The sequence below is a fragment of the Cupriavidus sp. 22TCCZM01-5 genome (assembly GCF_057798915.1).
Map to the genome: position 1 here is coordinate 19530 of NZ_JBYOJR010000042.1, position 22730 is coordinate 42259.

The 22730-nt window shown below is 63.0% G+C and carries 16 protein-coding genes and 2 pseudogenes; 4 read left to right on the forward strand and 14 right to left on the reverse strand.

Going from position 1 to position 22730, the window contains the following annotated elements; genetic code table 11:
* The first annotated feature begins 927 nt into the window (after positions 1–927).
* The 3 genes from ppk2 to AC3FNH_RS28420 all read left to right on the forward strand — a co-directional run bounded on the left by ppk2 (position 928) and on the right by AC3FNH_RS28420 (position 4356).
* Positions 928–1749: a polyphosphate kinase 2 gene (ppk2, locus tag AC3FNH_RS28410; protein WP_488722447.1), complete on the forward strand. Its 822-nt coding sequence runs from the start codon at positions 928–930 to the stop codon at positions 1747–1749.
* Positions 1750–1827: 78 nt separating this feature from the next.
* On the forward strand, positions 1828–2625 hold the full coding sequence (locus tag AC3FNH_RS28415; RefSeq protein WP_488722448.1) for an NAD-binding protein: 798 nt from the start codon (positions 1828–1830) through the stop codon (positions 2623–2625).
* 12 nt (positions 2626–2637) lie between these two features.
* Positions 2638–4356 (forward strand): SulP family inorganic anion transporter, encoded by a 1719-nt coding sequence (locus tag AC3FNH_RS28420; protein ID WP_488722449.1) that lies wholly within the window; start codon positions 2638–2640, stop codon positions 4354–4356.
* Positions 4357–4495: 139 nt separating this feature from the next.
* Here the strand turns inward: AC3FNH_RS28420 and AC3FNH_RS28425 are convergent, their stop codons facing one another.
* The 12 genes and pseudogenes from AC3FNH_RS28425 to AC3FNH_RS28480 form a co-directional block, all read right to left on the reverse strand.
* Entirely contained in the window at positions 4496–7585 is a 3090-nt protein-coding gene (locus tag AC3FNH_RS28425) for an efflux RND transporter permease subunit (protein WP_488722450.1), read from the reverse strand.
* Positions 7582–8694 carry an efflux RND transporter periplasmic adaptor subunit gene (locus AC3FNH_RS28430; protein ID WP_488722451.1) on the reverse strand — a complete coding sequence of 371 codons (1113 nt, stop codon included), beginning with the start codon at positions 8692–8694 and terminating at the stop codon, positions 7582–7584. Before AC3FNH_RS28430 ends, AC3FNH_RS28425 begins: the two co-directional genes overlap by 4 nt.
* Positions 8691–10088 carry an efflux transporter outer membrane subunit gene (locus tag AC3FNH_RS28435; RefSeq protein ID WP_488722452.1) on the reverse strand — a complete coding sequence of 466 codons (1398 nt, stop codon included), beginning with the start codon at positions 10086–10088 and terminating at the stop codon, positions 8691–8693. The genes AC3FNH_RS28430 and AC3FNH_RS28435 overlap by 4 nt, the downstream gene beginning before the upstream one ends.
* A 529-nt stretch (positions 10089–10617) precedes the next feature.
* The gene (locus AC3FNH_RS28440; RefSeq protein ID WP_276103497.1) at positions 10618–11637 is read right to left on the reverse strand and encodes a hypothetical protein; all 1020 of its coding nucleotides are present in this window, start codon (positions 11635–11637) and stop codon (positions 10618–10620) included.
* Positions 11638–11677: 40 nt separating this feature from the next.
* Positions 11678–11932 (reverse strand): RNA-binding protein, encoded by a 255-nt coding sequence (locus tag AC3FNH_RS28445; RefSeq protein WP_276104097.1) that lies wholly within the window; start codon positions 11930–11932, stop codon positions 11678–11680.
* Positions 11933–12487: 555 nt separating this feature from the next.
* A complete protein-coding gene (locus tag AC3FNH_RS28450) occupies positions 12488–14806 on the reverse strand; it encodes a DUF3141 domain-containing protein (protein WP_488722453.1) in 2319 nt (772 codons plus the stop codon).
* 182 nt (positions 14807–14988) lie between these two features.
* Positions 14989–15747: an enoyl-ACP reductase FabI gene (gene fabI, locus AC3FNH_RS28455; protein ID WP_276104096.1), complete on the reverse strand. Its 759-nt coding sequence runs from the start codon at positions 15745–15747 to the stop codon at positions 14989–14991.
* A 411-nt stretch (positions 15748–16158) separates the two neighbouring features.
* Entirely contained in the window at positions 16159–16824 is a 666-nt protein-coding gene (locus tag AC3FNH_RS28460) for a 3-oxoacid CoA-transferase subunit B (RefSeq protein ID WP_276103492.1), read from the reverse strand.
* A 29-nt stretch (positions 16825–16853) separates the two neighbouring features.
* Positions 16854–17501, reverse strand: a complete 648-nt coding sequence (locus AC3FNH_RS28465) for a 3-oxoacid CoA-transferase subunit A (protein WP_488722454.1) — start codon at positions 17499–17501, stop codon at positions 16854–16856.
* Positions 17498–18688: an acetate/propionate family kinase gene (locus AC3FNH_RS28470; RefSeq protein ID WP_488722455.1), complete on the reverse strand. Its 1191-nt coding sequence runs from the start codon at positions 18686–18688 to the stop codon at positions 17498–17500. Before AC3FNH_RS28470 ends, AC3FNH_RS28465 begins: the two co-directional genes overlap by 4 nt.
* A gap of 4 nt (positions 18689–18692) precedes the next feature.
* Positions 18693–19115 (reverse strand): annotated as a pseudogene (locus tag AC3FNH_RS28475) (phosphate acyltransferase); the annotation flags it as partial.
* A 264-nt stretch (positions 19116–19379) separates the two neighbouring features.
* Positions 19380–19643 carry a TetR/AcrR family transcriptional regulator gene (locus AC3FNH_RS28480; RefSeq protein WP_488722456.1) on the reverse strand — a complete coding sequence of 88 codons (264 nt, stop codon included), beginning with the start codon at positions 19641–19643 and terminating at the stop codon, positions 19380–19382.
* A 270-nt stretch (positions 19644–19913) separates the two neighbouring features.
* Between AC3FNH_RS28480 and AC3FNH_RS28485 the strand changes: the two are divergent.
* Positions 19914–20057: pseudogene (locus AC3FNH_RS28485) on the forward strand (ATP-binding protein); the annotation flags it as partial.
* Positions 20058–20066: 9 nt separating this feature from the next.
* Here AC3FNH_RS28485 and AC3FNH_RS28490 read toward each other — a convergent pair.
* Both AC3FNH_RS28490 and AC3FNH_RS28495 read right to left on the reverse strand, forming a co-directional pair.
* Positions 20067–20288, reverse strand: coding sequence for a hypothetical protein (locus AC3FNH_RS28490; protein ID WP_488722457.1), 222 nt, complete (start codon positions 20286–20288; stop codon positions 20067–20069).
* 215 nt (positions 20289–20503) lie between these two features.
* Positions 20504–22420 carry an AI-2E family transporter gene (locus AC3FNH_RS28495; protein WP_488722458.1) on the reverse strand — a complete coding sequence of 639 codons (1917 nt, stop codon included), beginning with the start codon at positions 22418–22420 and terminating at the stop codon, positions 20504–20506.
* Positions 22421–22730: the final 310 nt, after the last annotated feature.

Sequence of the window (22730 nt, forward strand, 5' to 3'; positions counted from 1 at the left end):
AACGGTCTCCAACATGGTTCTCCTGAAATCTGGCGGCTTCCAGGCCCAGGGTGAAGAACATCCGGTCATGCGTGAGCTGAGGACCGACGCTGGTGAATGCGCGTAAGACACCACCGCCATTGCGCCATTGTATGTGATCAGGTCCGACGACGAGGAGCGGGCAGGCCTCAAACTGATCAGCGACCTGATCGGCAGGGTCCCTTACCAGGGCCTGCCCCGAGCATGTGTCCCTGCACAAGCGGCAGAAACCGGAAGGCTACGCGGAGCCTACCCGTACAAGTACGTGGCCGACAGGACGCCTGTCGGCGGGCAAGACACGCGCAAAATGAGGCAGACAACCATGCAACGCCGACAGTAACGGCCAACTGGGCCGCAGCCTGCTGAGCCTAGCTCGCGCTGCTTGCACTGCCGGCCTGCCCCCAAAGGGAGTGTGTGATCGGTGCCACGACCGCCGCTACGCCGACAACGGTCAACCAGGGGCGATCGCCAATCTTCGAAGTCAAGCGCGTTCAGCTTCCGCATCATCTCGATACGACCAACCTCGTCGAGCGAAGAGGCTGATCGGGCGACCAGGAAGACGGTTCATCTCTTGCGCACAGACTCAGAAGGGCACGGTTGATCTGCATCAATATCGCCGGGTCCGGTTAGCCCAATCTTTTAGCATGACCGTTGCGATGGCACGCCCGATTCACCCGAAGGAGCGGAGATGGCTCGACCCGTAGCTGGAACGGCTCCGCCTTGTTGGGCCCGGACGCTTCGGCGGTGGAAACGCAGTTTTCGAAGGGGACTGCAAACGCCTTTCGAGTGTCTTTGGCTAACGGGACGAGGCGTCAGTTTCTGGTCGGTGCAGCCACAAGAGTGCATCGCCTGGGTGGCCGAAACCCGCCTTCCTGAATGCCATGAATCTGTTGCCGAGGAGATAATGCAATGACCGGGTCCCGGAATGAGGTGAAGGCGAACGGTGCGAAAGCAGGCAACAAGCCAAGCAAGAAGGCATACGAGAAGCAGTTGGCTTTGCTTCACATTGAACTGGTCAAGCTACAGGAATGGGTAGTGCGGACCGGTGCGAAGATTTGTATCGTGTTCGAAGGGCGTGATGGCGCCGGCAAGGGCGGCGTGATCAAAGCGCTTACCGAGCGTGTGAATCCGCGCGTTTTCCGGGTCGTCGCGCTACCAGCGCCGACAGATCGCGAAAAAACACAGATGTACTTCCAACGCTATCTTTATCACCTGCCGGCTGCCGGCGAAGTCGTCGTGTTTGATCGAAGTTGGTACGGTCGGGCAGGTGTCGAACGGGTCATGGGCTTCTGTACGGAGGCGGATGTGCAGATGTTCATGTTGGCCACACCGATGGTGGAGCGTGCCTTCATAGACTCTGGGCTTATCCTCATCAAGTACTGGCTGGAAATCGGCCCTGAAGAGCAGACGCGCAGGCTGGAAGCCCGGATTCACGACGAGCGCAAAATCTGGAAACTTTCGCCAATGGATCTCGAATCCTATCGCCGCTGGTACGACTACTCACGAGCGCGAGATGCAATGTTCACCATGACCGACACAGAGTACTCGCCATGGTATGTCGCAAACGCTGATAACAAAAAGAGCACTCGACTCAACGTTATCAGTCATCTGCTCAGCAAGATTCCGTACGAGGATTTGCCGCGCAAGAAGGTTTCGTTGCCCCCACGACAGAAAGCAGAAGGGTATCGCGAATCGGATCACCATTTCCGGTATGTGCCCGAGAAGTTCTGAAGGCGCATTGCAACTGGCAGGCAATAAGGATTATTGAACGTCTGTTACGTGGTCCGATCTCGCAAGAGGAAAATCAGAATGTACCGGATCGAGGAACCACGGCTGGGTGGTTTGCGAATCAAGGAATGGCGCCGCCGTACGCATCTTGCGATCGGGCTGTTGTTTCTGGTGCTGCTGGGATCGACGCTTGGGATTGCGCTGCTCGACCACACGGATGCACCGGTAAGAACCAAGACGTTCACGGCGTTTTGGGATGCGATCAACCTCATCTCGACACTTGGCGACTTCTCGGACTTCAATGCGGACCAGAAGGTTTTCATGCTGGTCGCCATTATCGTCACGATGGTGGTTGCGGGCTACGCGTTGCGCCAGCTAACGGGGATGCTGTCGGGCGACGACGTGATGGTTATTTGGGAGAACAAGGTCATGGAACGGACGCTGGAAACGCTGGGCAACCATGTCGCGGTTTGCCCGTTTGGCGCGGTTGGCCAGATGGTCGCCGCCCGCCTCCGAGATGCGGGATCGACCGTGCTAGTTCTCGATTCCGACGCGAAGCAGGCCGATAAGGCGTCCCGACTCGGATACATGGTCATGCTCGGCGATCAGAATTCGTTCGACGACGTACTCGAACGTGCCAGACTGGATACCGCCCATGCGCTCTTCCTGACGGGTTCCGATCCCAACAGCAATCTGGAAATCACGCTGGTGGCGCACACACTCAATCCGGACCTCAAGATCGTGGTATCAGGCGAGAGCGATTTGCGCAGGATGTTGCTGCAAAGGGCAGGCGCGTCGACCGTGATCGACCAGAACGACATTGTCGCGCGCGCCATGGTCGTGCAGATCGATGCCCACCACGAGACGCAACGCAAATGAAGCCCGGTGACCATGGGACAAGAGTCATCAAGACGTTCCACCGTTGGTTTTCGCGTTCCGCTGCCCGAATGGATCCGCGACTATCGGAAGACGTGGATCAAGCCCGATATCGTCGCCGGTGTCTCTGCTGCGGCGGTCGTCCTTCCGAAAGCCATGGCCTACGCGACTGTCGCTGGGCTGCCCGTGCAAGTCGGGCTTTACACGGCCTTCGTCCCGATGGTGATCTACGCCTTCCTCGGCACATCGCGCCCGCTCAGCGTGAGCACCACCGCAACGATCGCGATCCTCACCGCAGCGGCACTGGTCCGGGCGGTCCCGGGCGCGGGCCCGGCAGACCTGCTAAGCGCCTCTGCAACGTTGACATTGATGGTCGGTGCCATCCTCACGCTCGCAGGGCTCCTGCGGTTGGGCTTCGTTGCCCGCTTCATCTCCGATCCAGTGTTGACGGGGTTCAAGGCTGGTCTCGCTGTTGTGATCGTGCTGGATCAGTTGCCGAAGCTGCTCGGCATTCACTTCCCAAAAGGGCCGTTTTTCCACAACATGCTGGCGATCGTCACGGGTATTCCACATGCAAGCGCAGCGACGGTCGCTGTGGGAGTGATGACAGCAGGTGTTCTGGTGGCAATCGAACATTTCTTTCCACGAGCTCCCGCCCCTCTGTTAGCGGTGGCGGGCGGGATCGGCGCCGTAAGCCTGCTCCACCTGCAATCTCACGGGGTCGACATTGTAGGCCATGTGCCGCCAGGCTTGCCTTCCGTCGCCATCCCGAACCTTTCTCTTCTCGCATCGCTCGGGCCGTCTGCTGCGGGCATTGCTTTGATGAGCTTTACCGAAACCGTCGCATCGGGGCGAGCGTTCGTTGAGCGCGAGGAACCCGTGCCAAATGCCAGCCGGGAGTTGCTGGCGATCGGGCTGGCTAATGTGGGCGGCGCGCTGTTGGGCTCGATGCCGGCCGGCGGAGGAACGACACAGACAGCCGTCAACCGGCTCGTCGGTGCCCGCAGCCAGCTTTCCGAGCTGGTCACCGCCGCCGTCACGCTAGGCACGATGCTGTTCCTTGGGCCTTTCATTGGACTCATGCCGCAAGCCACAATGGCGGCAGTTGTCATCGTCTATTCGATCGGACTGATCGAGCCCTCGGAATTTCGCGCGATTGCCGCTGTGCGGCGCACGGAGTTTCTCTGGGCCGTGATTGCGGTCTTCGGCGTTGTGCTGTTTGGAACGCTGCCGGGCATACTGACCGCCATTGTCGTCTCACTTCTGGCGCTTGCTTACCATACATCCGATCCACCGGTGCATGTCTTGCGCCGCAAGCCGGGTACGAACGTGTTTCGCCCTTTGTCCGCTGAGCACCCCGACGACGAAGCTTTTGCCGGCCTCCTGTTGTTGCGGCCGGAGGGTCCAATATTCTTTGCGAACGCCGAAAGCGTCGGGCATAAGATTCGCACGCTGATCAACCAATATCAGCCGCAAATCGTCGCGCTCCATTTGCGCGCCGTGTCCGATCTCGAGTACACCGCGTTGAAGATGCTGACGGAAGCCGAGCAGGAACTGCGCAAGCAGGACATCGAGCTCTGGCTCGTTGGTCTCAACCCGGGCGTACTGGCGATGGTGCAGCGCTCGCCGCTCGGCGACGCTCTGGGGCGCAGCCGGATGTACTTCAACCTCGATCGCGTGGTGGCGGCATGGCAGGCGCGGCGATCACCCGATCGCCAGGGGCCACTTGGGTAGCTATGCGTCGAGCGAGCCGGCCGGCTGCTCGTTCAGCATTCCAGACCGCAATGCCGCAGCCGCAGCAGAGGGGACTTGAACGTGTCGACAGCGGCGCGTGCGATTTGGGCATCGTGTCTTCCGTTCGCGCGACCACCGTTCAGGAAGGGTTGGAGGACGACGAATTTCGCGCTTGCGCTTCGGTCGTGCGTCGAACCTTGAACCACGCCGCATACAGAGCCGGCATGAAGAAAATGGTCAGCAAGGTCGCAACGGTAAGGCCGCCCATGATGGCGATGGCCATAGGCGCCCAAAATATGCTTCGGATCAGCGGAATCATGGCGAGGACCGTGGCCGCTGCCGTCAGCGCCACCGGACGCGTGCGATGCACGGCGGCATCGACGACCGCCGTCCAGGTGTCCCGCCCTTGCGCGATCTCCGCCTGCACCTGGTCGACAAGAATCACTGAGTTTCGCATGATCATCCCGCTCAACGCGGTAACGCCAAGAATGGCAACGAACCCGAGCGGCGCCTGGAAAATGAGCAGCGCCGCGACGACGCCGATGAGCCCCAGCGGGGCGGTGAGGAAGACCATCGTCATGCGCGAGAAGCTCTGAAGCTGCAGAATCAGGATCGTCAGGATGGTGACCAGCATCACGGGAAATACCGCCATCAGCGCGCGATTGGCCTTGTCGCTTTCCTCGACCGCGCCGCCGACGTCGATGCGGTAACCGAAGGGCAGCTTCACCTCGATATCCTTCAGGAGCGGCCGGATTTCCTGGGTCACTGACACGCCCTGCTCACCATCCTTCACGTCCGCGCGCACGGTGATCGCCATGTCGCGGTTGCGGCGCCAGAGCACCGGCTCTTCAACTTCGTACCGCACGCGAGCGACCTGCGCCAGCGGGACCACCGTTCCCACGCGGGTATAAAGGCTCACGTCCTTCAGCGCTCCGAGATCGAGCCGCTCGGAAGGCACCGCACGGGCGACTATTTCAATCAGATCCTCCCCCTCGCGCAAGTGGGACAGCGTCGCGCCGTTCGTGAATGTTTGGGTCACGAAGGTGACATCGGCCGGAGCCAGCCCGAGCGCGCGCGCCTTGTCCTGGTCGAGGTCGAACTTTAGCGTGCGAACCGGGTCGTTCCAGTCGAGCTGGACGTCGCGCACTTTGGGGCTCGACGCCACCACTCTTTCGACCTCGCGGGCGATTTCGCGCACCTTCTGCGTGTCGGAGCCGACGACGCGGAACTGTACCGGGAACCCGACCGGCGGGCCGAGTTCGAGGCGGGTGACTCGAACCCACGCTTGCGGGAATTCCTCATTGACGGTTTCCATCAGGCGCGAGCGCACGCGCTCACGAGCCTTCGTGTCTTTCGTCATCACGACGAAGACAGCGTAGCCCGGGTTCGGCAGTTCGGGATTGAGGGCGAGATAGAAGCGTGGCTGACCCGCCCCCGTATAGGCCGTGAAGAAACGCACGTCCTGGTCCTTCTTGAGCACCGCCTCCATTTTCTTCACCTGCTGGGTAGTCGCGGCGAACGACGCGCCTTCCTTCAGTCGCAGCTCAACGATCAGCTCGGGTCGCGCGCTGCTCGGGAAGAACTGCTGTGGTACGAACCTGCTCACGGCAACCGCAGCGGCGAGCGCGGTCAATGTCGCCCCGATGACCCACCAGCGTCGCACGAGAGCCAGGTCGATCCATGTCCGCAGCTTGCGGTAGAAAGGCGTGTCATACGGGTCGCCGCCTTGGTGCTCCTTTCCGAGGTCCTTCGGCAGCATATTGACGGCCAGATACGGCGTGATGATCCCCGACACAACCCACGAGAACAGCACCGCGGTGCCGACGATCCAGAAAATTCCGCCCGCGTACTCGCCGGTGGTCGACTGGGAGAAACCGATCGGCATGAAGGCGGCAGCCGTAATGAGCGCGCCAGTCAGCCGCGGCATCGCAGTCGCCGTGTACGAGTAGGCGGCCGCTTTCACGCGGTCCCACCCTTCCTCCATTTTCACAACCATCATCTCGACCGCGATGATGCCGTCATCCACCAGCAGACCGAGGGCAATGATCAGGGACCCGAGCGAGACGCGCTCGAGATTCCAGCCCATTGCACGCATGACCAGGGCAACGACGCCGAGCACGATCGGCACTGAAATGCCGACCACGATTCCCGTGCGCCAGCCGAGACTGATGAGGCAGACCGCGAGCACGATGGTCAGCGCTTCCAGCAGCGAGCGCTCGAACTCCCAGATCGATTCGCTGACGACGGTCGGCTGATCGGCCACCCGCTCGAGTTCAACGCCATAGGGCAGCTCGAGCTGGACTTTTGCGACTGCCTGCTCGATCGCTTTGCCGAGGTCAACAATGTTGCCGTCGTCGGTCATCGTGATGCCGAGCATCAGCACCTGCTGCCCGTTATGGCGCACCGTGTAAATGGGAGGATCCTCGTATCCGCGTGTGATCGATGTGAAGTCGCCGAGCTTGAGCAACCGCCCGCCGGCGGCAATCGGAACCTTGCGGATGTCGTCCAGGTTGTTGAACTGGCCGCTCACGCGTACGAGCACGCGATCGCCGTGTGTGTCGACCTGTCCGCTGGCCAATAGGCTGTCTTGGCTCCTGAGGCTTTCAGCGATCTGCAGCGGCGTAATCCCGAGCGCGGCGAGCCGCTGGTTCGAGAATTCGACGTAAATCTTCTTGGCCTGCTTGCCATAGATGTCGATCTTTTTCACCATCGGCACCTTGAGTAGCTGCCGCTTGATATTTTCCGATACGTCGGATAGCTCCCACTGACTGATGCCATCTCCTTTGACGGCATAGAGCAGGCCGGTCACGTCGCCGTATTCGTCGTTGAAGATCGGGCCGATGACGCCGTCAGGGAGCTCGAGCTTGATGTCGGTGAACTTCTTACGCGCCTGGTACCAGGCGTCGCGCTGCTCTGCATGGGACGTGCCGCCCTTCACGGTGATCGTCATGCCGCCGTAGCCTTGGCGCGCATAGGTCACGACTTTCTCGAAATGATCGAGCTGTTCGAACTTCTTCTCCATGCGGTTGAGCACCTCGTCCTGGACCTGTTGCGCAGTGGCGCCCGGCCAGATCACGAACGCCGTCATCGACGGTACCGAGAAATTCGGATCCTCGAGCTGGCCGAGCTTTGCGAAGCTGAGCGAACCGCCAATGCCGACCACGAGGATCAGGAACAGCACGATGGCGCGGTGGCTCAGCGCCCATTCGGTGAGATTGAACGGCTTCATGGCACAGCATGCCCGGTTTGCGAGGCGCCCGCCGCGCCTGCAAGCGCGACCTTCAGGCCCGGGGCCATCTTCTGCACTCCCGCAGTAACGACTAGCTCGCCAGCGGGCAGTCCGGAAACGAGCACATCGTCATTGCGATAGCCGTGCACCGAAACGCGGATCAGATCGACGGTGCCCACCGACCCGGAACCCTCGCGACGAACCACCCAGACGGCGGGCTGGCCCTTGTTCTGCGTGATGGCCGAGGCAGGGATCACTGCTGCCGGGGCTTCGCCAGCCGAACGTTCGACCAGCAGCGTAGCGGTCGCGCCGAGCGGCAGCAGCCTGGGTACTGCCGGCTTCAGGCGGGCGCGGTATGTCCGGGTTTGTGCCGCGGCCTGTGGCGAGAGTTCGCGCAACTCGACCTCGAAGCTTTGCTCGGGCGCGCTAGCGAGCCACGCCTTGTATCGCGCCGCCCTAAACGTTGCGAGACGATCTTCCGGCAGATCGGCGACTATTTCTGGCTCGCCCTCGTTCGCGATCGATACCATCGGCTGTCCTTCGGCGACAACTTCTCCCACCTCGAAACGCACGGCGGTGACGACGCCACTCTGCGACGCGCGCAGCACCGTGTACTTCAGCCGGTTGCGTGCGAGCTCGAGTTTCTTCCGCTCGGCTTCTGCCGTCGCCGAGGTTGTCTGCGCACCGGTCTGCGCCTTCTCGTCGTCGGAGACGCTGACGGAGCCGTCAGTTTTGAGCGAGTTGAGCCGCTGCCGATCGGACTCGGCGAACCTCGCCTGTGACACGGCCGCGGTGAGCTGCTGCCGCGCCGCTTCCTCGGCAAGCTGATAGTCGGTGTCGTCAAGCACTGCCAGTACATCGCCCTCGCGAACCTTCTGACCGACGTCGACCTTGCGCTTGACGATCTTGCCGCCGACACGGAACGCCTCGTTGACTTCATGGCGCGACTGCACCGTGCCAACGTAACGGTCCGTCACCGCGCTATCGTCATAGCGGATCTCGGCAGTGCGGACCGCTCGAAGCGCCTCGGGGGCGGGCTTCGATCCGCATGCGACCAGCATCGCGGCACTCGGCAACACCGCGAACAGCGCGCGTATGGAGGTTTTCACGATGGCCCCTTGTCTCGATCCATACTTAATGAATTGCCCGAAACCGGCGTGACATCAGGCGTGGCCGCGGGCTCGAAAACCTCCCAGCCTCCACCGAGCGCCTTGTAGAGCTGGACGCTGGCGAGCAGCAATTGCGTGCTGCTGTCGTTGGCGATCGCACGGACGGCCAACCGTGTCCGCTGAGCATCGAGCAGCGGCAGCAGATCGATCTGGCCGCGGTCGTAGAGGGATTGCGCGCGGCCCAGCGCCGCTTCCGCCGTCGACGCGGCGTCGTGCAGCAGTTGCGCCCGTTGGCGCTCGTCATCGAGCGCGACCAGCGCGTTCTCGACGTCTTCGAGCGATCGCACGATCGCGTCCTCATAGTGGAGCACCGCTTCCTTCTGACCGCTTTCGGCGATGTCGTTGATCGCGCGCGTCCGCCCCGCAGTGAAGATCGGCATTGCAATGAGGCCCGCTACGTTGCTGAATCGCGCAGGACCGAGCGCAATGCCGTTGAGGTCAATCGACTCACGGCCGAACACTGCGCCGAGAATGAGCCGCGGAAACCATTCCGCCATCGCCTGTTGCCTGCGCGCGTTGGCCGCATCGAGTTGCGCGCTTGCGACGAGCAGGTCCGGTCTGCGCTGCAACAGGGCGGCCGGTTGCCCCGGATGCGCGGGCGGGACGATGGCTTCGACGCCCGATGGCGCGATGCTCGCGGCGTTGAAAGCCTGGTCTCCCACGAGCACCGCAATGTGATGGCGCGAGATCGCAGCAAGTGTCTCGAGCGGCGGTATCGCCGCGTGCGTTTTGGATGCTTCTGTTTTCACGCGCTCGACATCGAACGGCGTTGCGAGCCCGACCCGTTCACGGGCGGTCACCAGGCGCAGCGTCTCATCTTGCGCAGCCGAGATCGCGCGCACGGTCTCCAGTTGGCGCAACGCCCCGACGAGCGTAAAGTAGTTTGTTGCAACGTCAGTCAACACGAGAAGGCGCACGCCGCGCGCGGTATTCTCGACTGCGGCCGCATCGGCTGCAGCCGCCTTCGCACCTGCCCGCAGGCGGCCGAACAGGTCGACTTCCCACGAGGCGGCGATACCGACCTGTCCCGCCCGCGTATTGGCCGCTTCAGGCACGAAATTTTTCAGGGCAGTATCGTAAGTCGTCGTGTGATTGAAGCCGTTGGCGCCAACGATCACGGTCGGCAAGAGCGACGACCGGCTGATCGTTTCTCCGGCTCGCGCGGCGCGCACGCGTTCCGCCGCTATCCGGATGTCCCGGTTTTCGTGCGCCGCGCGACGAACCAGATCGGACAGCACCGGATCGCCATAGCTATCCCACCAGGCGGCCTCGGGCTCCTCCACAGATGCCGACCTGGCCGCGAACCTTCCGGGAACCTCGATCGAGGGTTGCATCACCGGTGTTGCGCAACCAGCCAGAACAACCGCCAGCGACACGGTCAACGCGACCGCGCTGCAACGAGCCGGTACTTCACCAGGGCGCGGTGGACGCCTCGTCGTGTGAAAAATGGTAGATGTTGGCAGCATTGCGCGCGGGGGCCAGCAGAGTTGGTCTTGCGACTGGCGTAATGGAAAGCCGGCGTGATTCGGGTTCGCGGCACAGACCCAGCGCCAGCCGGTCCACCACGCCAGGTCTCTTATGCAGACGATTGCGACTGGCACTGCGACCGCGGTTACCTGTCAGCCTAAAATCACGTTACTCATTCTGTAGCCCAAAACCTTGACGCAGATCATGAGACTGGCACTGTGAAGCTCGGGCGGCCAAGGCCGTGCGGCGGCCCCTCGCCCGGGGTAGACGTCTATCGTTGAGCGTTATGCACCCTGCGCAGGAATGGCAGGATTTCCGCAAATGATTCGAATTCATTCCCCAGGCATGTTTGGAGACCTCAACACACCAGAAACACCCACCTTCTCCCGCTCCCCGCTACAGCAAGCGCTCGGCCTCGTCGAGCAGGCTCATGCGCGACAACATCGCTGCGCGTGCGAAGCGCACCAGCGCGAACGTCCGGACCAGCGGCGGATCGCCGGGAACACGCGCCGTCAGCAACTCCAGTTCATGCCCGGGCACGGTGCTGCCCTCCGGCAAAAGCACATTCATCAAGCTTAGCCGCCTGCGCCGGCTTTCAATGGAGAAGCACGACCTTGCATCCTTGAACACCGCCGCCATGCCTTCCAACTGGCGGTCAAGCGCGCCGGACTTGTCGCCCAGTTCGCCCAGTTCCCTGTCGTTCTGTTCGATCTGCTCGCGCAGCCGGGCCCGTTCCCCGGCGTCCGCTTGCTCGTCGCCCCCCATCACCGAACGCAAACCGGTGCTCTGCCGTTCCAGCAGGCGCAAGCGCGCCTTCAGCAGTCCATGCTCCCGCTCCAGCACATCGCGCCGCGATGTGTCGGCAGCAATATTGGCAAGGCTCTGGAGGGCCATCTGATCCAGCATTCGCCGGGCGATCTCCTCGCGCAGCGTCGCATCGGTCGAGCCGCAAATCCGGACCTCATGGTCACTGAAGCTGACCGTGGTCTGCGGCACCTCGGCACGCATCAAATCTTCTTCGAGGGTCATGCCTAACGTACGGCGCTCCGTCATCCTCATGCCCAGCACGGCGTAGGCGTGGTCCGCGCCAGTGGACGCATCGAAAAACTCGCGTAGGTCCGATGAGCGGCTGAAGGCGAGCTCCACGTCATGCGCCGTGCCAAAAAAAGCATGAATATAGGGATCGGTTCCCCACGTTGCCGCGCTGGCTTCCCGCGGCGCCGGCAAGCCGGCTACGAGGCCCTGCACATAATCGAGCGCCATGCCGACCGCGGGGCCGAGCCGTTGCTGGTAGCGCGGCACCAGCCGCAGACGCGGGCTGAACCCGAGCACGCGCTCCGTCAACCCGGCGATCTCTTGCTCGTCATGCGGGTGCGCCCCGGCCTCACGCCGCCGCAGCCAGTTCAGAATACTCATGCAACTGCTCCCTTCACACGCGTCGCCCTGCTCTGCGAGGTCAGCTATAGCGCTCCGCCATGACAAGCGCGCTGAGGTTGTGGCCTTTCCAGAACATGTTGTGGATGCGCGGCTGAAGCTTGCGCAATGCATCCGGATCGAGGGAATAGAAGGTCAGCGTCACGGCTGGCCGTGACCCGTCCCCCGGAACATGCTCGATTTCGTCGAACGGTGGGAGGCCGTACTTGACCAGGAATGCCTTGATCTCGTCATCGGTCGTGCCGCTCTCGATATTCTCCAGTAATAGCAAGGAGATGATTCACTCTCCTCAGTTGCTGCCGGGGCGCGCTACGCCATGATGTTGACGCCGCCTCCCGCGAAGCGGTTGCCAGCTCTGACAGGTATGGGTCGAAATGCCCGCCCTTCTACAAGACCAGTCGCTCGGCCTCCAATGCCTGTTGGTAGGCGTTTAGCGCCGGATCGGTGACAGCGATGTGATCGCGCTCGGCCACCAGCATCAGGAATCCATGGTTTCGTCACCCGGCGTTCAGCGGTGGGCCCCGCTGAACGCCGGGTCCGTTCGAGAGTGCCACCGCTAACCGGTCCACCGCGGCACCAGGCTTGCAGGCGCTGGCCGTGATAGATATGCCCGCTGATTCTCAGGGCCAGCGCCGTGGCCTACGCGCGCGTCATCTCCATCTCGATGACCGCGGTCGGCATGTCGCCTTCCACGATGAGTGTGATTTTCTCGACCGGTGCGTATGCACTCAGGCCTCACGGACTCCGTCTTCCGACACGTCGTGGGGCAGGTTTTGAATCACGATTCGCATAGACGTCTACCCTTCCGGCATTTCGTTCGATTACCGCTCCGTCACCGACCAACCGCGCGCAGGGCCCCGCTGCTGCCCGCCTCGCCGAGCACGCCGCGGATGCGCGCGAGCATCGCCGTCTGCGCGGCCGTGGGCTGGATGCCCTGCACCCGCTCGTCGGCGAGCACGCGCTCTAGCAGCGTGAGTAGCCGATCCCGGTCCTCATGCTCGACCAGCAGTAGCGGCAGCGTCTCGATTGCTTTTTCCGGCTCGTAGCGCGCGATGATTTCCTGCTCGCCGCCGATGCGCCGCACCTGGTCGCGCGGCAGATCCGGCAGCAGCTCGCGATAGTCTTCGATCAACTCCTGCGCGAGTTGCACGCGGGAGAGCGGGAGCGCCTCGCCCTTGCGCGCCAGCAGCACGGCGACCCGCGCGAGTGCTTCCGCGTAGCCGCCGCTCCCGATCGAAGCCAGCGCTTCCTTGACGAAGGGGAGCTCGCGCGGGGCCGCTTGCTGCGCCTCCGTTTCGCCCGCGCGCCCGTCGGCGAGGTAGAAGGCGAACAGGTTGCCGTAGATCAGGAAAAAGGCAGCCTCGCTCAGCGCATCGCGCAGGGCGCGGTGGCAGTCGAGCGACGCGCTGGATAGCTCGGACATCATCTCCTCGATCCCTCGCGCCGGATGCTCGGCCCCCGGCGCCTGGCGCTGGGCCTTCACGGCCTGGGCGGCCGGCCCCAGCCACCACAGCCAGGGGTTAAGGTCGGAGATCGCCCAGCGTTGCAGGCGCAACGGGTGGAAGATGCGCCCCAGCTTGGCGGTGTACTCGTTTGCTAGCGCCTTGACCCATGGCCGCCCGAAGAGCTCGTACGCGTACTGGTTGAATTCCGAGACGACGCTCACCGCCTCGAAGGGCCGTTCATCGGCGCGCTCGAACCGATTCAGGCGAGCGGCGACGTCCTCCAGACGCAGTTCCTCGAAGCTCACCTCGTACGCCGGCTTGCCGCCGGCGTCCTTCTGCTCCGCGATCCGCATTCCGTACAGGCCGGGCGGCAGCGCTTCGATGGACTTCAGAACCGAGACGATCTGGGTGTATTCCTTCCTCGCCACCTGGCCGGAAACGAAGATGCCGAGGTGGCCGACTTCCTCGTGCATCAGACCGACGATCACCTGCCCGTTGGCCTTGATCTCGTCCGTGCTGCCATAGACGTCGGCGACCCAGTTGAAGGCCTGTTGCGGCGGCGTGATGTTGTCTCCCAGCGAGGCGAACAGCACGATGGGCGCCCTGACCTCGCGCAGGTCGAGCGCGCCGCGCGGGCCGGCTTTCACCGTGCCAGACCACAGCTTGTTGCCGACGAAGAGGTTCCGCGTGATCCATTCGATCTCCCCGCCGTTCAAGAGGTAATAGCCGCCCCACCAGCGTTCGAACTCGAGGAAGCGTGCCGGCTCGGTGTCGGCGTTGGCGAACACCCGGTAGTACTTGTCCCAGAAGGTGTTCGCAGGGTTGAGGTTCTCGAAGTTCTGCACCAGCCAGGCGCCGTCGAATTTGCCGGCGCCGAGGTCGGAGGTGAGGGAGGCGAGCCAGGTGCCGCCGAGCAGTCCCCCTGCATAGCGCATCGGATTGTCGCCCTCGCCCTCGCGCCAGGCGCCGCCCCAGTAGGACATCGGCGCGCCGACGATCACCACCGGACCGATGTCGTCGGGGTCGGAGGCGGCCAGCATCATCGCCGCCCAGCCGGCCTGACAGTTGCCGATGATCGCGGGCTTCTCGGCGTCGGGGTGCAGCGAGCGCACTCGGTGCACGAACTCGCGCTCGGCATTGCACACGTCCAGCAGCGTCTGTCCCGGTTCGGGATTGGGGAAGAACATCACGAAGTACACCGGATGGCCTGCGCGCAACGCCACGCCGACCTGGGAATCGTCTTTGAATCCGCCTATGCCCGGTCCGTGGCCGCCACGCGGGTCGATGATCACGTAGGGGCGGCGCCCGGGATCGACCGTCGTGCCCTCGGGCGGAACGATGCGCACCAGCGCGTAGTTGACCGGACGCTCCAGCGAACGCCCGTCCATGATCGTCTCGTAGTCGAAGTGCAGCACCGGCGGCAAGCCTTGCTGCTCGTGCTCGATGAAGTTGTTGCCGCGCTGGCGCAGCGTGTCCCAGAGCAGGATGGAGCGCTGGCCGAAATCCACCGCGTATTGCGCACCGCCCGCCCACATCTGCCACGGCATCATGGGGCTCGCCATCAGCCCGGCGGGTTGCCCCGCACAGGCCTTCTGTACCCGCTCGCCGAAGCGCTCCAGCGCAAGCTTCGTGCGCGTCTGCAGTACCTGCGCGACCTTCGCGGAGATGTCGTAGCTCTGGGAGAGTTGTCTGGCTGTATTGCTCATCAGGTCTTCCTTTCCTGGGTGCCGGCAAACGGTTCGCCCCGGCACCATTTGTATCGAAAACGCGTCAGTTCATTCCCGCGCGTCGCGGCACCACGCACATCCTGGTGGCATCCGACGCCAAGTCGTAACCCTGCTGCGCAGCCTCATTCGGAACTGCGTGGGTCAGCACGGCGCCGCCGCGGTCAAGCCATGTTGTGCAGGCCGGCGTCGATGTAGACCACGTCGCCCGTCATGCCGGAGGAAGCGGGGCCGGCGAGGAAGGCAACCACCCGGCCGACCTCGGCGATGTCGACCAGGCGCTGGCCCGGGGAGCGTGTGACCGCCATGTCGATCAGCTCGTCGAATTGAGCGATGCCGCTTGCAGCGCGGGTGCGCAGCGGGCCGGGCGAAACGGCGAATACGCGGATGCCCTGCGCGCCGAGCTCCTTCGCCATATAGCGCACCGAGGCCTCGAGCGCCGCCTTCACCGGGCCCATCATGTTGTAGTTGTTCACCACCTTGTCCGCGCCGTAATAGCTCATGGTGATGAGCGTGCCGCCCTGAGTCATCAGCGGCTCGGCGAGCCGCGCCATCTCAAGGAAGGAATGGCAGGACACCTGCATTGCCTGCAGGAATCCGGCCTGCGAGCAGTCGACGACGCGGCCGTGCAGGTCGGCGCGCGGCGCGAACGCAATCGAGTGGATGACGAAATCGAGCCGCCCCCAGTCGGCCCGGATGCGGTCGAACACCGACTGCATCTGCCCGGGCTGGGTGACGTCGAGCGGCAGCAGCAGCGAAGCGTCGATCTGGTCGGCGAGCGGCGCGACGTACTGCTTGGCCTTGTCGTTCAGGTAGGTCAGCGCGACGTCCGCGCCGAATGCGCGCAGCTTGACGGCACAGCCGTACGCGATGCTATCGGCGTTTGCGACTCCGATCACGAGGCCGCGCTTGCCTTTCAGCATGTCGCCGACGCGCGAGTTCGGGTCCCAGACGGTGGCCAGCGGATCGATCGCCTTGTGCGGATCGGCCGGTATGGGGGTATCGGTCATGACTGAATCTCCAGTAGTTAATGCGTTCGCGTAGCGCTCACTTTTCCAGGACGTAGCGCCCCGGCGTGTCGTCGAGAGGCCGTTCTGCTGGCAAGCCCATGAGCGGTGGCTTGGCCGGAGCGCCGGAGTGCGCGCGCAGCCACTCGTGCCATGTGGGCCACCGGGACCCCTCTTTGCGCGGTGCCTCAGCAAGCCAGCGATCCGGGTCGTTCCGAGCGAACCTGTTCGCCTTCTACCTCGCCGACGGGCGCGAGGGCGAAACGGAGGCTCAGCAAGCGGCCCCGCGCGAGACCAGCGGCAGGGTCGGCCACAGTGTTTCCGCTGTCATATTGCTGCTCCATCGAAGAACATCTCCGGCACCCGCGCGGGCACCACAAGCCTGGCCTGAGTCGCCTCTTGTACCTGCTCGACCGACACGCCGGGCGCCGTCTCCATTAACACCGCCTTGCCCGTGGCGAATGAAATCACTGCCAGTTCGGTAACGACAAGGTCCACTGGCCGCAGCCCGGTCAGCGGCAAAGTGCATTGGCTGACCAGCTTGGACTTGCCCTTTGCGCAATGCTGCATGGCTACCACAACGCGCCTGGCGCCAGCCACCAGGTCCATGGCCCCGCCCATTCCCGGCACAAGCTTGCCGGGAATGGTCCAGTTTGCAAGGTGCCCGGCCTCATCGACCTCCAGTGCGCCCAGCACCGTCATGTCGAGGTGATGCCCGCGGATCAGGCCAAAGGACATGGCGCTGTCGAACGTACAGGCCCCGGGCAACGCGGTGACCGGTTGGCCCGCCGCGTCGGTCAGGAAGCCTTCGGCCATGCCGGCCTCCGGGATTGGGCCGGTGCCAATCAGGCCGTTCTCGGACTGGAAAAAGATGTGCATGCCTTGCGGCACATAGTTGGCCACCAGCGTGGGGATGCCTACGCCGAGGTTGACCAACATGCCGTCGCGCAGTTCTTGCGCCACGCGCCTGGCTATCACCGTTTGTGCGTCCATGGCTTTTCCTGTTCCTGCGCCTGCCGGCGTCATTGATGCGCGATGAGGTAATCCACCAGGACCGATGGCGTCATCACATGGTCGGGCGGAATCATGCCGATCGGCACGATGTGGGCTGCATCCACGATGACCGTCGCGGCCGCCATGGCGATGACTGGGTTGAAATTGCGCGCGGTCAGCGCATACACCAGATTGCCCTGGTAGTCCGACAGGAATGCCTCCACCAGCGCAAAGTCGGCGCGCAGCGGTGTCTCCAGCAGATACTCGATGCCCTCCACCTCCAGCTTGCGCTTGCCTGCCTCGACCAGCGTCCCGACGCCGGTCTGCGTCAGGATGCCGCCCAGCCCGCAACCGGCCGCGCGTATGCGTTCGATCAGGGTCCCCTGCGGCACCAGGTCGACCTCCAGCGCCCCCACGATCATCTGGCGCTGGGTTTCCGGATTGAGGCCGATGTGACTGACGATCGCCTTGCGCAAGACGCCCGCCGCAACCAGCTTGCCTATGCCCCTGCCTGGCACCGCGGTATCGTTGGCGATCACCGTGAGGTCCCGCTTGCCCTGGCGCAAGAGTTCATTCATCAGACGCTCCGGCGTGCCGACGCCCATGAAGCCGCCGACCATGACCGTTGCGCCGTCAGGGATCAAGGCGACCGCACCTTCGAGTGAGATGATCTTCATAGCGCCTCCGTTCCGATCACCGACCTGGTGTGCCTTGCGATCATCAGTTCCTCGTTCGTCGGGATGACCCACACTGGCACCTTGCTCGATGGCGTGCTGATTCTCGGCTCGCCCCTGGCGTTCGCCCCGGCATCAAGCACAATGCCAAGCCAGTCCGCCTGCCGGCAAACCTGCTCGCGAATCGGCGCGGCATGCTCGCCGACGCCGGCGGTAAATACGAGCGCATCCAGCCCTTGTGCCGCTGCCGCCAGCGAGCCAAGCTCACGCCCGATCCGGTAGGTATAGAGCTCCACGGCGAAGCGGGCGCGAGGATCCTGGCTGGCGAGCAGCGTGCGCATGTCGCTGGAAATGCCGGATACGCCGAGCAGCCCGGACTTGCGGTAGATGAGGTCTTCGACTGCGCGCGCATCCATGCCGAGCTCATCCATCATGTACAGGATGACACCGGGATCCAGGTTGCCGCAGCGTGTGCCCATGGGCAGCCCGTCCACCGCGGTGAATCCCATTGTGCTGGCAACGCTCCGCCCGGCCACGAGCGCGCACATGCTGCTGCCATTGCCCAGATGCGCAACCACGGTGCGACCCGCGGCGGCGGTAGCGTCGACAGCCGGCAGGACGCTGGCAATGTACTCGTAGGAAAGCCCGTGAAAGCCGTAGCGCCGCACGCCGCGCTGCGTGATCGAGGCAGGTAGCGCGAAAGCCTGCGCCGCTTCCGGCTGGCCGCAGTGAAACGCCGTGTCGAAACAGACGATTTGCGGGAGCTCCGGGCGTTGCTGCGCGAGAATCCGGATCGGCTTGAGGTTGTGCGGCTGGTGCAAAGGGGCCAGGGGGCTCAGGGCGTCCAGCGCAGCGACGACCTCGGGAGTGGCCTTCACCGCCTGCGTGAACTGTACGCCTCCGTGCACCACCCGGTGCCCCACTGCGACCAGATGGTGACCCTCGCCGTGCGCGCGCAGGAACTCCGCAAGAAAGGCGATGGCGCCGCCATGTCCCAGTTCCGTGCCGTCGCCCCAGTGCTTCGTCTCCACCTCCGCGCCCGACGCGTTGGCGGCACGAAAGGCTGGCGACGTGTAGATGCCCTCGATACTGCCGCGCAGCAAAAGATCCGGCTCGTCGCCGTGGGCACCGAAGGCGCTGAACTTGATGCTCGACGAGCCTGCATTGAGTACCAGTATCACATCGGCCATGGCATCACCCCAGTGCCTTGCCCGACTCGCGGCGGGCCTTTGCCACCAGCGCGGCAACCGCGCAGGATGCCAGCCGGGTCGACACGGAGTCCGCCCTGCTGGTGAGGATGATCGGTACCCGCGCGCCGAGCATGATGCCGGCCGCATCAGCACCGGCGAGAAAGGACAGGCTCTTGGCGAGCATGTTGCCTCCTGCTTCAAGGTCGGGCACCAGCAGCACGTTGGCGCGGCCCGCAACCGGCGAATCGATCTTCTTGATGCGGGCGGCCTCCAGGTTGATGGCGTTGTCGAGGGCCAGCGGGCCGTCGACGATCGCACCAGTGATCTGGTGACGTTCAACCATCTTGCACAGCGCCGCAGCTTCGATGGTGGACGGGACCTTCGGATTCACGGTCTCCATCGCCGAGAGGATCGCCACCCTTACCTCCTTGTGGTTTCTCTGCTCTGTACGAGGCGCTTGCATACGAATAGCAACCGTTTCATCGCTAAGTCCTCATGACCTTTCCCCGGCTCCTTGCGCTGTCCGCGTGCTGTTCAAACTGGGCTCCGTGACAGCACTCGAAAAAGACTGGCACACGCGGGCCGAACCACCTTGCGCTACGTCAAGGAATGCGCGGTTGCCCTTGAGTGGGTGCTGCTATCGGCATAACGCCCGAGCCAGTCGGTCATAGCAGCGGCGCGGCAGTCATTCTCAGATGCGGTCCTCGATCGGTGCCGAAATGCCATCAGTGCGGACGATTTGGCTAGCAATTTCAGTGGCCAATTCCCGGATAAGGACATCCGGAGACGCGAAGTACTTGTAAAACGTCCCGCGTGACACACCCGCCTCCCGGATCACGTCATCGACCGACATGGCGGCGTGGCCCTTGCTCGCTACCAGCTTCAGTGCACTGTTCAGAAGCCTCCAACGCATTCGCTCGCGACGTTCGGCGCCGACGCGCTGGCGGTGGTCCACGTGCGGCAGCGGACTTTCGACACCTGAATGTTCGTTCGGGTGAACTTCCTGTCGCTCCGCCTCGGTCTTCGATGAGGTAGCCTTCTTGTCATGGTGTAGTTATCGTCATTATGACAATTTGTTCAAATCAGCGCCGCCATGATGTTGCGTCGCGTGATCCGCAAGACTGGCCTCACACGCCAGTCTTGCCGGCCTTAGCTCCGGCGAGACGAAGGAGGCAAAAGCCGCCAAGGTCATGGCAGTCTTCGCCCCAACACCCGGCCTGCCGACAACTCAGGGGAATCCTCCGGCATCGGCCTGGCGATCGTGAAGACAATCATGGATCTCCACCGCGGGACCGTGCAGGCCGAATCGACACCGGGCGGGATGACCAGCTTCCGTCTGGACTTCCCGCATCGCCCAGCGTCGGAATAAGCCCGCAGGTCAGGCTTGTTGCGCCGGCAGGTGTGCGCCATCCAGGTAGGGATCGCGCGCGTTGTTGTCGGCGCCATCGGTAAAGGGATCGCGCTGGCGGTGGACCTGGTCGACGTTGCCCGCGTCATCAGCGATTGCGGAAGGATCCGCGACCGCTGACGCAAGCTGTGCGACGGTACCCAGCACTGTGGCCAGTACTGTCGCGGCGATGAATCGGTGTGCATGCTTCATGGCGTCCTGACGATTGCCCGGCGGGCAAATGTCCCGCCGTGGAACGGGGTCTAGGAGGGGGATTCCAACCAACGACTGGCAGGTTGACGACAAATTTGTCATCGATTTTCAGTTTCCTGCTTCGGGTTCGCATTATTCAACGGGTGGGCGTCGTCGCCTGTTGGGCCTCGTTTCCTGGTCGAACCCGCGCGGTCACAATCGGGCGGTCAGGTCAATTAATTCTGTTTGGGTGTCGCCGACACCTGCCCCTGAAGCAGATTGGTACAGCTCTCTGTGGTTTCGGCAAATGAGTGCACCGTAAAATCAGCTTCAGCTACCACAGCGTGGCTCTTCTCATGCAGATCGAATGGATTCGACGCGCACAGCACAAGAACCTTTGCATGGGGAAAGCGCCGGCGGATTCCTGCGATCGCAGCGGCCAGCGGCTCGTCTTGCGTCAGTTCTGAGACCACGCTGACCAGACAAACCACCGCGACCGCCTCGGGCTTACTCTCGGGCACTGGAGGCCCCGACCTCAGATCCTCAAGCGAGAGATGACGCCCGTCAAGATGCTGTGCGCGCAGGACACGCACCAGCACTTCCGCGGCCAGCTCGTCAATGAGCGACCCCGCACCGATGCCTAGTACGACTGTGCCCGCCGGCACATCTAGGGGACCCTGCCATCTCCCCATCTGTCGTTCTCGCTGCTCTCGCAGCCGCCGCGCGACCGTGGTGCCCTCCAGAACCGAGATTCGGGGAATGGGCCGCCACCAGCTTCGTTTGCTTTCGAGGCTGACCATCACCGAGGCGATTGCGCTATTCACCTTGAGTTGTTCGGTGCGGGTAATCTCCCTTTGCGAGAAATCAGCATGGGCCAAATGCAAGGCCGGCATCAGGACGGTGTCACAGTAGGCGCTGAGGGGCTTGCTCCGAAGAAATCGCCTCGCGCTGGCCAAGATTTCCTGTGCGTCGCCCGAGAGGGCACGCTGATAGAAATTCTCCGCCAGGGTAAGGGCGCGGACTTCTCCCAACAGGATCTCGAGAAAGCTGAGGGCCCGGATATAGCGTCCCGCCACGACCAGACACAAAGTCAGTGGCGTTGAGAGGACCAATCCGACCGCCCCCCAGATCCAACTCCAAAAGATGGCCGCAATCACCACCGAGAGCGGTGACAGTCCCGTGGCGTGACCATACAGTTGAGGTTCAAGGAGTTGGGAAACAAGGAGCTCGATGGCAAAAAACAGGGCGAGTGTGATGAGCGCCAACGTCCAGCCCGGCGTGATGGCCGTGGCCAGCAATACAGCGAAGAAAGCTGCGATCCAGATCCCGACGTAAGGCACAAAGCGGAGGAGTCCGGCCATCGCTCCCCACAACGGCGCCTGGGGCAAGCCGGCGATGGCAAGCCCCACCCAGATCATTACACCCACTGCGATGTTGACAAGAAATTGCGAGACGAAAAAGCGGGAGATGCGCTCGCCTGCGTCGTTGACGAATGCTGTCGTAGCACGCAGATTGCTGCCGCCCACCAGCCGGATAAACCGGTCCCGAAGCGCCTCATGTTCGAGCAACAGGAAGATCAGCACAACAAACACCACGCCGGCCGTCCCAAGCGGGCGTGCTATTGAATTCACGATTCGCGTGAGGAGCTCTATCGGGCGGGGTTCAGGTTGATGGACCTCGACCGGGATAGGCGGGGTAACATTATTCGTCTCTGGCTGCGGCAAACCCTGCGCGGGTGTCCTACCTTGTCGTGTGTCGCTCCCGAGCTTGCCGACCACGCGGCCGGCCTGATCCGTGATCGCGCTCAACTTGCCGAGGGTAACCTCGTCAAGCGTCCGGAGCTTGCTGCGTATCGTGTCTTCATACTGCGGCAAGCTGCTCCCTAGGCGAATGAGCTGCGTGCCGATGATCAAGCCACTGAAGGATAGACCCACTGCGAGTACCAGCGCAGCGAGGGCAACTGAACTTACTTGGCCAAGGCCGATGCGGCGGAGTCCGCGAACGAGGGGTTGGATGAAGATGCTGAGGATAAAGGCCAACGTGACTGGAATCAGCACGTCGCGAGCGAAGTACAGAATTGCCAGAACGATTGCCGTACCAACAATCTTGTTCAGATGGTTGGCGCTCGCTTGATCTCTCGCGATATTGGGCACGCGCTAGTTCCTATCGATGTTCGCAGTGGCTCGGGCAGAACGGGACAGTTGGCTCGCATCGCTCAAGCCTGCTCAGGATAGCACCAGGACAGCGTGCACATGGTCACCAACGCGGCAGCCATACACGCCGAGGGTCCGGTGATGAAATCCCTTGAGCACTAGCATTGTGCTCTCTAGTTTGAAATGGGCATGTAGAAACAGCGCATTGCCGCTCCTGTGCAACAGCTTAAGACGGCAGATACCGGTTGGGCAGCCGTCATGGGTTGTACACAAGGTTCGGCAAACTTGGACAATGCCGCCCCTGTGAGGG